General features: G+C 66.6%; 13 protein-coding genes and 1 other RNA gene. 7 read left to right on the top strand and 7 right to left on the bottom strand.

Translation table 11 applies throughout. The features are described from left to right. The coding region (locus tag JOY90_RS38245; RefSeq protein WP_291696259.1) for an ATP-binding protein at window positions 1-912 on the top strand (912 nt) is incomplete at its 5' end. Window positions 913-933: 21 nt separating this feature from the next. Here JOY90_RS38245 and JOY90_RS38250 read toward each other — a convergent pair. The 5 genes from JOY90_RS38250 to JOY90_RS38270 form a co-directional block, all read right to left on the bottom strand. After that, complete coding sequence (locus tag JOY90_RS38250; RefSeq protein ID WP_291696260.1) at window positions 934-2,403, bottom strand: methyl-accepting chemotaxis protein; 1,470 nt, start codon at window positions 2,401-2,403, stop codon at window positions 934-936. An 18-nt stretch (window positions 2,404-2,421) separates the two neighbouring features. Next, window positions 2,422-2,736 carry a hypothetical protein gene (locus JOY90_RS38255; RefSeq protein ID WP_291696261.1) on the bottom strand — a complete coding sequence of 105 codons (315 nt, stop codon included), beginning with the start codon at window positions 2,734-2,736 and terminating at the stop codon, window positions 2,422-2,424. A 118-nt stretch (window positions 2,737-2,854) separates the two neighbouring features. Beyond that, window positions 2,855-3,355, bottom strand: a complete 501-nt coding sequence (locus tag JOY90_RS38260; RefSeq protein ID WP_291696262.1) for an Lrp/AsnC family transcriptional regulator — start codon at window positions 3,353-3,355, stop codon at window positions 2,855-2,857. A gap of 83 nt (window positions 3,356-3,438) precedes the next feature. Next, on the bottom strand, window positions 3,439-4,374 hold the full coding sequence (gene nudC / locus JOY90_RS38265) for an NAD(+) diphosphatase (protein WP_291696263.1): 936 nt from the start codon (window positions 4,372-4,374) through the stop codon (window positions 3,439-3,441). 9 nt (window positions 4,375-4,383) lie between these two features. Then, on the bottom strand, window positions 4,384-4,803 hold the full coding sequence (locus JOY90_RS38270; RefSeq protein WP_291696271.1) for an HIT domain-containing protein: 420 nt from the start codon (window positions 4,801-4,803) through the stop codon (window positions 4,384-4,386). 174 nt (window positions 4,804-4,977) lie between these two features. Between JOY90_RS38270 and ffs the strand changes: the two genes are divergently transcribed. From ffs to JOY90_RS38300, 6 genes are all read left to right on the top strand, one after another. Next, window positions 4,978-5,074: signal recognition particle sRNA small type (gene ffs / locus JOY90_RS38275), an RNA gene on the top strand. Window positions 5,075-5,177: 103 nt separating this feature from the next. Beyond that, the gene (locus JOY90_RS38280) at window positions 5,178-7,028 is read left to right on the top strand and encodes a DNA polymerase III subunit gamma/tau (protein WP_291696264.1); all 1,851 of its coding nucleotides are present in this window, start codon (window positions 5,178-5,180) and stop codon (window positions 7,026-7,028) included. 32 nt (window positions 7,029-7,060) lie between these two features. Continuing rightward, window positions 7,061-7,387 carry a YbaB/EbfC family nucleoid-associated protein gene (locus JOY90_RS38285; RefSeq protein ID WP_291696265.1) on the top strand — a complete coding sequence of 109 codons (327 nt, stop codon included), beginning with the start codon at window positions 7,061-7,063 and terminating at the stop codon, window positions 7,385-7,387. A gap of 19 nt (window positions 7,388-7,406) precedes the next feature. Further along, window positions 7,407-8,012: a recombination mediator RecR gene (gene recR / locus JOY90_RS38290; protein ID WP_291696266.1), complete on the top strand. Its 606-nt coding sequence runs from the start codon at window positions 7,407-7,409 to the stop codon at window positions 8,010-8,012. Window positions 8,013-8,041: 29 nt separating this feature from the next. After that, complete coding sequence (locus tag JOY90_RS38295) at window positions 8,042-8,470, top strand: hypothetical protein (RefSeq protein ID WP_291696267.1); 429 nt, start codon at window positions 8,042-8,044, stop codon at window positions 8,468-8,470. Further along, a complete protein-coding gene (locus JOY90_RS38300) occupies window positions 8,471-8,872 on the top strand; it encodes a hypothetical protein (RefSeq protein ID WP_291696268.1) in 402 nt (133 codons plus the stop codon). Here the strand turns inward: JOY90_RS38300 and JOY90_RS38305 are convergent, their stop codons facing one another. Together JOY90_RS38305 and JOY90_RS38310 are read right to left on the bottom strand one after the other, a co-directional pair. Then, window positions 8,873-10,255 carry an MFS transporter gene (locus JOY90_RS38305; RefSeq protein WP_291696269.1) on the bottom strand — a complete coding sequence of 461 codons (1,383 nt, stop codon included), beginning with the start codon at window positions 10,253-10,255 and terminating at the stop codon, window positions 8,873-8,875. 130 nt (window positions 10,256-10,385) lie between these two features. Further along, window positions 10,386-11,229 (bottom strand): DNA recombination protein RmuC (locus JOY90_RS38310; protein WP_291696270.1); only part of this gene is annotated, 844 nt, incomplete at its 5' end.

Genomic DNA, 11,229 nt, shown 5'->3' on the forward strand with positions numbered 1-11,229 from the left:
GTCATCGACACCTACACGCGGTTGCCGATCACGCCATTGGGGCTGCCGGTCGGCTTCGGCGCGGGCCTGTTCGGGACCATCATCGCGCTGCTCGCGCTTTTGGTCATGCAGCGTGAGACGCGGCCGTTGGCCCGGCTCGCCGCGGCCGTCGATCGTGTCGACCTGTCGGCCGATCCGCCACCGCTCGATCCTGCGCGGCGCAGCGCGCCGGAAATCCGCGCGGTGATCGCGGCCTTCAACCGCCTGCAGGGGCGGCTCAGCGAGATGCTGCGCGCCCGCATGACGCTGATCGGCGGCATCGCCCACGACGTGCGGACCTTCGCAACGCGGCTCAGATTGCGCGTCGAGCAGATTCCCGAGCCCGCCGAACGGCAGCGCGCGATCGCCGATATCGACGCCATGATCCGCCTGCTCGACGACGCGCTGCTGTCGGCGCGCACAGGCGCCGGAGGGCTGGCGCAGGAGATGGTCGAACTCGCTGCGCTGGTCTCGTCCGACGTGCAGGACCGGCACGCGCAGGGCGATGCGGTGGATGTCGTCACGGAAGAGGGGGCGTGGCAGGCGATCGTGCTCGGCGACCGCCTCGCACTGCGGCGGGTTCTCGCCAACATCGTCGACAATGCGCTGAAATACGGCGGCGCCGCCCATGTCCGGACCGCCCTGCGGCCCCAGGCGATCGTGGTCTCCGTGGACGACGAGGGACCGGGGATTCCCGAGCGGTCACGCCAAGCGATACTGGAACCATTCAACCGCCTCGAGGCTTCGCGCAGCCGCGCGACCGGAGGCGCCGGCCTCGGCCTCGCCGTGGTGCGCAGCCTGGTCGAGGCCCATGGCGGCACCATCGAGCTCACCGCTGCCCCGGGCGGGGGCACGAGGGTCAATGTCGCGCTGCCGCTGTTCAAGGCGGGCTGACGAAAGCGCGGCGGCTTTCGCTTACGCCGCGTGCAGCGAGCCGAGGAAGCCCGCGACCTCGGACTTCAGCCGCTCCGCCTGCGACGACAGGCCATTGGCGGAGACCAGGAGCTTGGCCGCCGACGCGCCCGCCTCTTCGGAGCTGCGCGACACATTCAGGATGTTGGTGTTGACGTCGCGGGTGCCGTTGGCGGCCTGCTGCACGTTGCCGGAGATTTCGCGCGTCGCGAGACCCTGTTGCTCGACGGCGGTGGCGATGTCCTTGGAAATGGAGTCGATCTCGGAAATCGTGCCGCCGATCGCCTGGATCGCATGGACGGCGTCTCCCGTCGCGCTCTGGATCTGCTGCACTTGCGCGGAGATTTCCTCGGTGGCCTTGGCAGTCTGATTGGCCAGTGCCTTGACCTCGCTCGCGACCACCGCAAAGCCCTTGCCGTGCTCGCCGGCGCGGGCAGCCTCGATGGTGGCATTGAGCGCGAGCAGGTTGGTCTGGCTCGCGATGTTCTGGATCAGGATGACCACTTCGCCGATCTTCTGCGTTCCAGCGGCCAGCCCCTCGACCACGGCATTGGTGCGGCGGGCTTCGTCCGCGGCCTTGCCCGCGATTGCGGCCGAGCGGGTGACCTGCTGGGAGATGCTGCTGATCGACGCGGTCAGCTCCTCGGTCGCCGCCGCGACCGTTTCCACATTGGTCGAAGCCTCGGTCGAGGCATCGGCCACGGTGGCCGTCCGGCGCGCCGTTTCCGCGCTGTTGTTGCTCATCGACGACGACAGGGCCTGCATCTCGTTGGCCGCCACCGCGACGGCCTCGACGATGGTACCGACCTTGCGCTCGAAGCCGGCGGCGAGCTCGCGCCGCGCGGCATCCCTCTCTTGCTTCGCATGCCACTCGGATTCGCTGCGCTCGCGGTTGGTGCGCGCTTCGGCGGTATTGGCGGCCTGCGCCTCGGCGGTCTTCTGCGCCGTGGTCGCAAACAACTGAGACAGCGTGTGGGCCAGCCAGATCATCACGCCCGCCTCGATCAGCAGGATTACGGCGTGGAGGACGACCCGTCCGAAATCTCCACCACCGGGATAGATCGCCGCGGGCACGACGAAGTTCAGGGCGAGGTGATGCAGCGCCACCGCGACCGTGCCGGCGACGATCGGCCGAAAGTCGCAATAGGCGACGAGGCAGGCGAGCGCTGCGAAGAAATACATGTGCATGTCGATCTGCCAGGAATGGTCCGACAGCTCGTAGACGAACATCGAGACGCCACCCATCAGCGCCACGGCGACGACCAACTGCGTCGGCACCGTGTTGCCGACGGCGCGCCACGACAGCGTCGCAGTCAGCGCCATCGCCGCCATGAAGAGACACGGCACGATCCAGCCGCTGTCGCGCAGCACGCCGATCAGGAAGGCGATCGGAAGATGCAGCCAGAGCACGATGAGCAGCGCCTTGCTGGCGGTCTCGCGCAGTTTGGCCAGGTCGTCGCTTTCGATCGTCATTCCCAACCCCCAGTACAACTACCTCGAAATGCAGGCGGCGACCGCCTGCGGATCCATCGCGAGCCAGACGCCAGCCGCTTGCAGCCGCCTGATGCCGTCGCGCCCGTCGGGCCGCACGATCATCAGCGACGGCAGCGCCGTCGTCCTCACGATCGCGGCATTGGCGGAAGCCGCAGCCAGAACGGCCTGCCTCGCGTCCCACCATGGCGGGAAAGCCACGGCAACGACCTCGGCGTCGGGACGAACCTGCAACGTCAGCGCGGCAATCGCGATCCAGCTCGCAACGAGCAACACGGCGGCGTTCAGCCAGCCGGGCCACCGCGACGCCGTCATCACTCCTTGCCGCTGCATGGAACCAGCATGCGACCGGAAGGCTAATCGCTGCTGAAGATTCGGATACGGAGTTCTACGGACAGGGCATCGAAATGATCAGAGGGGTGGCAACCCACTTTCAGGCGGCCGGCACCGGCAGCGCGGTGACCGACTTGATCTTCTCCATCGCGAAGCGCGAGGTCACGTTCTTCAGAGGCACGGCGCTGATCAATCGCTTGTAGAACACGTCGTAGCTCGGCATGTCGGCGACCACGACCCGCAGCATGTAATCGACGTCGCCGGCCATCCGATAGAATTCCATCACCTCGGGCATGGCACTGACCGCCTCGGCGAACTTCCTCAGCCAGCTTTCAGAATGGTCCGAGCTCTCGACCGAAACGAACACGGTGATGCCGAGCCCGATCTTGTTCTGGTCGACCAGCGCGACCCGGCGCAGGATCACGCCGTCAGCCTCGAGCCGCTGGATCCGCTTCCAGCAGGGCGTCGAGGACAGCCCCACGCGGTCGCCGATCTCGGCCACCGACAGCGAGGCATCCTCCTGCAGCACCATCAGAATCTTGCGGTCGATGGCATCGAGCCGGCGGCTGGTATCGTGGCCTTGGATGGCGACGTCGCTCATGGGAGGAATTTTTTCCATATGGGGAGCATAAAACCCTCATATAGAGAAAATCCTTCTAGCGCAAGTCTGCCATCGATGGATGGTTAGCTGCCATGCAGCCATTGCCCCACCAGGTGGTGGGCGATCGCGAAGGGATGAGGGCCGCTGAGACCGTCGGGATGCTGGCGGGCGATCATCAGCTTGGCCTCGGCACGGTCGAACCAGCGCGCGTCCTCGAGCTCCGTGCGGTCGACCACGATGTCCTCGTGGGTGGCGCGCGCGGTGCACCCGATCATCAACGAGGAGGGATAGGGCCAGGGCTGCGTCATGTAGTAGCGAACGTCGGTACAGCGAATCCCGGCCTCTTCGAGCACTTCGCGCCGGACCGCGTCCTCGATGGTCTCGGCCGCCTCGACGAAGCCGGCAAGGCAGGAATACATGCCGGGCAGGAAGCGCTGCTGCCGGCCAAGCAGGCACTTGTCGCCGGAGGTCACCAGCATGATGACGACGGGATCGGTGCGCGGGAAGTGCTCGGCCTTGCAGCTCGGGCAGTCGCGCTTCCAGCCGCCTTCCTTCATGGCGGTGCGCGCGCCGCAATTGGCGCAGAAGCCGTGGCGCTGGTGCCAGTTCACCATGGATTTCGCCATCGCGATCGCCGAAAGCTGGTCGGGCGGCACCACGCCCTGCATCGCCATGCCACGCAACTCGCTGACGGCGACGTCGTCGCGGCCGATCAGCTTCTCCGCCGCCTGTCCCGAAATGCCCATGCCGAATACGGCCACGCCGTCGCGCAACCCCAAGAAGATCGTACCGGGATTGGCGCCGAGCTTGAGCGCCTCATCGATCGACAGCAGTGCGCGCGAGCCGTCGCCTTCCTTCCTCACCACCAGCGAATCGCGATGCACCACATAGGCGCGCGAGGCGGGATTGCTCTCGAGCGACATCAGCTTCTCGTCATTGCCGCGCAGATGCGCGGCGCGGTCGAGGATGTTGCTGACGAAGCCCGGTTGTCCGAGCGGGAAGGCATCAAATGCTGACATTTCCTGTTCTCAACCTAGCCAGATCTTGCGGCGAAGCACGCGGATGAAGTTCTGCACCTCTTCCGGGTCATGGGCGAGCGGCGGCATCGCGCCCCAGACCGGGCGCGGCCAGGCGGCATCACTGGTGCGGCGCGCGATGACGTGGACATGAAGCTGCGGCACCACGTTGCCCAGCGCTGCGATGTTGAGCTTGTCGCATTTGGTGACCTCTTTCAGCGCGCGGGCCACGCGCGAGACTTCGGTCATCAACTGCGCCTGCTCGACCTCGGCGAGGTCGATGATCTCGACGATCTCCTCGCGGCGCGGCACCAGCAGGAGCCAGGGGTAATGCGCGTCCTGGATCACCAGCACCCGGCACAGCGGCAGGTCGCCGATGTCGATCGTGTCCTTCTTGAGCTGGGGGTGCAGCGACCAGTTGGAATCGGGCATGGATGTCTCGAAAATGGCGTCCTCACCGTCGCAGAGACCGAGGCCGCAAACAACACCCGTCATGCGCGCCTTTTTGCCCGGCATCCACGCATTTTTGCCGTGTTGGGCGAGGGCCTCGGGAATAGCGGCCGTCGCCGCTTGCTTTCCGGCGCTTTTGGTCCCAAATAGGCGGCGGGAGATTGGCGGTGGACGAGCCACTCGCCAACCGGGTCAGGTCCGGAAGGAAGCAGCCCTAACGAGGTCCGGATCGGGTCGCTCGTCAGTCTCCTACCCTGTTTTCGAGCGAATTGCGTGGGAAGGTCGCCGGGCGGCCCGGCGCGCTCGCTTCGTTCCGCAAGGCCGGCCCGAGAGATTATCAAGTTGCGGATCGATTGATGACCGACGCTGGCGCTCCCTCGCATCCGCCCGATAGCGCCGGCCCGGCCGGCGGCCCCGATATCGAGGCGACGAAGCCCTATCGCGTGCTGGCGCGCAAATACCGGCCGTCCTCCTTCGACGACCTGATCGGCCAGGACGCCGTGGTCCGCACGGTCTCCAACGCCTTCGAAACCGGGCGGATTCCGCAGGCCTGGATCCTGACCGGAGTGCGCGGCGTCGGCAAGACCACGACCGCGCGCATTCTCGCCCGTGCGCTGAATTATGAATTGCCGGACGGCTCGGTGAAGGGGCCGACCATCCACATGCCCGGGCTTGGCGTGCACTGCCAGGCGATCATGGAAAGCCGGCACATGGACGTGCTGGAGATGGACGCGGCCTCCCACACCGGCGTCGACGACGTGCGCCAAATCAACGACAGCGTGCGCTATGCGCCGGCGAGCGCCCGCTACAAGGTCTACATCATCGACGAAGTCCACATGCTGTCGACGGCGGCCTTCAACGCCTTCCTGAAGACGCTGGAGGAGCCGCCGGAGCACGCCAAATTCGTGTTCGCGACCACCGAGATCCGGAAAGTCCCGGTCACCGTGCTGTCGCGCTGCCAGCGCTTCGACCTGCGCCGGGTCGAGGCCGACGTGCTGATGAAGCATCTGTCGAACATCGCGGCCAAGGAAGGCGTCGAGATCGAGCCGGAAGCGCTCGGCATCATCGCCCGTGCCGCGGAGGGCTCGGTGCGCGATTCGCTGTCGCTGCTCGACCAGGCGATCGCACACGCGGCGGGCAGCGTGCGCGCGGATGCGGTGCGGCAGATGCTCGGGCTTGCCGACCGCACCCGGGTGATCGACCTGTTCGAGTATCTGGCGCGCGGCGACATCGCCAGCGCGTTCCAGGAGTTCCGCGAGCAATACGATACCGGTGCCGATCCGGTGGTGGTGCTGTCCGATCTCGCCGAGTTCGTCAATTTCGTCACCCGCGTGAAGGCCGTGCCGGCGACGGCGGATAACGTTGCCTTCAGCGAGACCGAGCGGCTGCGCGGTCGTGATTTCGCATCGAAACTTTCGATGCGGGTGCTGTCGCGGATGTGGCAGATGCTGCTCAAGGGCATCGCCGAGGTGCAGACCGCGACCCGGCCCGCGGCCGCGGCGGAGATGGTGCTGGTGCGCATCGCCTATGTCGCCGACCTGCCGACGCCGGACGAAGCGATCCGGATGGTCGAGCAGAACGGCGGCGCCGCCTCGCTATCGGCCGCAGCCAGCACCCTGCCGCGCGCCGTGCCCGCGCCTTCCGGGCAGCTTTCGGTCGCTCCCTCTCCCGTTCGCGCGGCGACCTTGCCGCGCGGCGGCGCCGAGGCCTCGCTGCGTCCGCATCAGGCCGCTCCTGCGCCCGCGGCGGAATCCGCTCCGGCGCTGAAGATCACCAGCTTTCCCCAACTGGTCGCGCTCGCCGGCGAGAAGCGCGATCTCTTGACCAAATCCGCGCTGGAGACCGATGTCCGCCTGGTGCGGATCGAGGATGGCCGGCTGGATGTGGCGCTCGAGCGCCACGCACAGCGCACGCTGATCAACGACCTGTCGCGCAAGCTCGAGCAATGGACCGGCAGGCGCTGGGCGGTGATCGTCTCCAATGAGGCGGGACAGCCGACGCTGCGCGAGCAGAGCCTCGTCGAGAAGAGCCAGCGCGAGCAGGCCGCCGAGGCCGATCCGCGGGTGAAGGAGGTGCTGGCGCGCTTCCCCGGCGCCAAGGTGATCGAGGTGCGCAAGCTTGCGCCGGAGCCGCCGGAGGCCGATATAGACGGAGCAGACCTCGGCGCCGCGGACCCTGACGAGGGACCCGACGGCGACGACTTCTAGATCATGAGCTCTGGATCACGAGGATGGTGCGGATGCCCGATTTTCTCGGCATGATGAAGCAGGCGGCGCAACTGCAATCCAAGATGCAGGCGATGCAGGAGGAACTCGGCAATGTCGAGGTCGAGGGCAGTTCCGGCGGCGGCCTCGTCAGCGTGCGCATGACCGCCAAGATGGAAGTGAAGGCGATCAGGATCGATCCGTCACTGATGAAGGCGGAGGACCGCGAGGTGCTGGAGGATCTGCTCGTCACCGCGCATGGCGATGCGCGGCGCAAGGCGGAAACCGCGATGCAGGAGAAGATGCAGTCGCTGGCCGGCGGGCTCGGCCTGCCGCCAGGGCTGCTCGGGCTCGGCGCCTGATTCGTTCCGGTTCCGCGCGATGCCCGCAGCCGTTGCCGGCCCCGAGATCGAACGCCTGATCCAGCTGCTGGCGCGGCTGCCGGGGCTCGGGCCGCGCTCGGCGCGGCGGGCGGCGCTGCACCTGATCAAGAAGCGCGAAGCGCTGATGGCGCCGCTGACCTCCGCGCTGCAGGTCGCGATCGAGCGGATCGAGGTCTGCAAGACCTGCGGCAACATCGACACGCAGAATCCCTGCACGGTGTGCACCGACCCGCGCCGCGATCCCTCGATCATCGTCGTGGTCGCCGACGTCGCCGATCTCTGGGCGCTGGAGCGGGCGAACGCGACCAACGGGCGCTATCACGTGCTGGGCGGCACGCTGTCGCCGCTCGACGGCGTCGGCCCGCAGGATCTGACCATCGACGGGCTGGTTGCGCGCGCACATGATTCGCGGGTCGGCGAGATCATCCTGGCGTTGAATGCAACCGTGGATGGGCAGACCACCGCTCATTACATCACCGATCTGCTTGGCGAGGCGAATGTCAAGGTGACGCGTCTTGCCCATGGCGTGCCGGTCGGCGGCGAGCTTGATTATCTCGACGAAGGTACGCTATCTGCAGCGATGCGGCAGCGGACGCTGTTCTAGCTCTTCCAGACAGTCCACGGGAATGCGACATGACGAAACGACGATTCGCCAGGCGCCTGACTTGTGCCGCGCTCATGGCGGCGATCGTCGTGCCGACAGCGCGGGCCCAGCAGACCGGTGCGGTGGCGAGGCCCGCCAGGCTGATCAATGCCGGCGACGTGCTGTCGGGCGAGCTCGAGGCGATGCGCGTGCGCGACGGCAAGACCGGCAAGCGGATCGCGACCTACCAGATCACCAGCGAGCCGCGGCGGCTGCCGCCGCCGAGCGGTCTCTGCAATCTCGAAACCGGTCCGGAAACTTTCGAGCTCGTCACCACGAGCCCGGCGCAGGCTACACAATTGCAGTCTTTGGTCGGCAAGGAGGTCTCGATCAAGGTCGGCGAGGTCAGTTGCGCGCAGGCGGCCGGCGAGATGAGCGATGCCATCGTCTCCAAATGGAGCGTCGTGAACGGGCATTGAGTGGAACGAGCCGTCGATGCGGACGCCCTTCGTCGCGCCAGCGTCATCGCCGCGTTCGTGCTCTGCGTTGCGGCGCGGGCGCAGCCGCCGATCAACGACGGCGATATGCTGACGGGCACGCTGCGCGTCGTCCACACCACCCATCCGAACGGAACTGGGATGAAGGCGTACCAGCTCGTCAGCGAGCCCCGCATGATGCCACCCGACGACGAGTTCTGCGCACCCGGCAACGCCGTCACCGTCTTCCATCTCTTCACTCTCACCGAGGCGTCTGAACGTCAGCTCGAGCCGCTGCTCGGTCGGAGAGTCTCGGTGCAGGCGGTGGAGCTGTTCTGCGCGCAGACCGCCTGGCACACCGGCGACGTCGCCGTGCCCGAGTGGAAGCTGCTGCCGGCGGATTGATCAGACGCGCGTCCGCAGGCCGTCGAAATGTCTCTGCCGTTGCAGGTAGGCCAGCAGGACGAAGCTCGGCAGTGCTGCGGCCACGCAGAACAGGAAATAGCCGACCCAGCCGGTCGCGTCGGCGAGATAGCCGCTGCCGGCCGCGAACACCGTACGTCCGAGCGCGGTCAGCGCGGTCAACAGGGCGTATTGGGTCGCCGTGTGCAGCGGGTTGCCGCAGAGCGCGGATAGATAGGCGACGAAGGTCACGGTTCCGACCGCCGCGGTAAACTGTTCGGCCGTGATCGCGAAGGTCAGCCAGGCCAGATCGCGGCCGATCACGGCCTGCCACGCGAAGGCCAGGATGGCGACCGTCTGCAGAATGCCGCCGATCCACAGGCTCCGGCTCAGCGAGAAGGAGCGGGCCACAAAGCCGCCGGCAAAGCCGCCGAGCAGGGCTGCGGCAAAGCCGACGCCCTTTTGGATCGCGGCGATCTCGACGCGCGAGAAGCCGATCTTCAGCGCGAATGTGGTGTTCAACGCAGTGGCCAGCGCGTCGGCGAGCTTGAACAGGACGACGAACAGAAGGATGGCCGCGGCGACGTCGCGGGACAGAAAATCCTTCAGGCTCGCGAGTGCGACTTCGATGACTCGCCGGGCGGCGCCGTCGTGGCCGGGAGCAGCATGCTCGGCGTCGGCAAGGTGCGATGATTCCGGCTCGACCCCGAGGATCGTCGCCAGCATGCCGATCGCGACCAGGAGCGCCATCACGACGAACGTCGCGCCATAGGCACGCGGCTGTTCGAGCCCCCAGTTCACGAAGCCGCTGACCAGCAGCAGCGCGCCGGCGCCTGCCACCAGCACCGCGACCCGGTAGGCGGCCACGTAGGAGGCCATGCCCGCGGCTTGCTCACTCTCGGGCAGGCTCTCGACGCGGAAGGCGTCGATGACAATGTCCTGTGTCGCGGACGCGGTCGTGACGAACAGCGCGGCGGCGGCCACGAGACCCGGTGCTCCCCGGGGATCGCAGCTCGCGAGCAGGATGATGGCGACCAGCAGCAGCAACTGCGTCAGCAGCAGCCAGGCCCGGCGCCGGCCGAGCAGGCCGCTCAGAACGGGGATGTCGAGAGCATCGACGACCGGGGACCAGAACACCTTGGTCCAGTACGGCGTGCCGACGAAGGCAAACAGGCCGATGGTCTTGATATCGACGCCGCTCTCCGTCATCCAGGCTTGTAACGTCTGGCCGGTCAGTCCGAAGGGCAGGCCGGCGGAGAAGCCTAGCAGCAGCACGACCAGCACGCGCCGCTGCAGATACATCATCAGCACCTCACGCCAGGAAGTGGCCGAGGTAGCTTTCGGCACAGTTACGCTATTTGCTTCTGTGGCGTCGGGTGCGGTCATTCTATTGCCGGATGGAAGAACACAAAGACAGTCATCGCCCGGCTTGGATGTTTAATCCGGAGAGATAGCCGACCTATGTTCGGGGACATGACCGACACTTTTGACGACCGTCAAGTCTCCGCAACCTGCCTCACTCCCCCGCCTGCAATCGTCGCGGCGGGAACAACTCCGGCGTGGCTGATTTCACCAGCCGCGGCGCTTCGCTCGCCGGCTCCTTGCTGAAATCGAGCTCCTCGATCCGTCCCGCCCGTTTCTCGATCTTGTCGGCCGAGATCAGGATCTGACGGACGTCCTCGTTGACGTCGGAGAAATGCTTCTGCAGTTTCAGCACGCGGTCGCGCAAGCGGGTGAGGTCGTCGCCAAGGCTGAGCACCTCGGTGCGGATCTGGTCGGCGGCATCGCGCATCCTGGCGTCGCGCAGGATCTGCTGCATCACCTGGATCGCCAGCATCAGGAGCGAGGGCGACACCAGCACCACGCGCGCGCGATAGGCCTTCTGGATCACGTCGTCGAAGCCGTCGTGAATCTCGGCATAGACCGATTCCGACGGCACGAACATCAGTGCGGTGTCCTGGGTCTCCCCGGTGATCAGGTATTTCTCCGCGATATCGGCGACGTGTTTCATCACGTCGCTGCGCAGTCTTTGGCCGGCCAGCTTGCGGTCTTCATCGGTGCGCGCAGCATGCAGCGCCGTCATCGCTTCCAGCGGAAATTTCGCGTCGATGCAGAGCGGGCGCTGGTCGGGCAGGAACACGACGCAGTCCGGCCGCTTTCCGGTCGAGAGCGTGTACTGGAATTCATAGGCGCCCTGCGGCATGCCGTCCTGGACGATCGCCTCCATCCGCGCCTGGCCGAAGGCGCCGCGCGACTGCTTGTTGGCAAGCACGTCGCGGAGCGTCGTGACCTGCGAGGTCAGGTCGGTGAGGTTCTTGTGGGCATTGTCGATGATGCCGAGCCGCTCGTGCAGCACACGG

Source organism: Bradyrhizobium sp. (assembly GCF_019242285.1).
GTDB lineage: Bacteria > Pseudomonadota > Alphaproteobacteria > Rhizobiales > Xanthobacteraceae > Bradyrhizobium.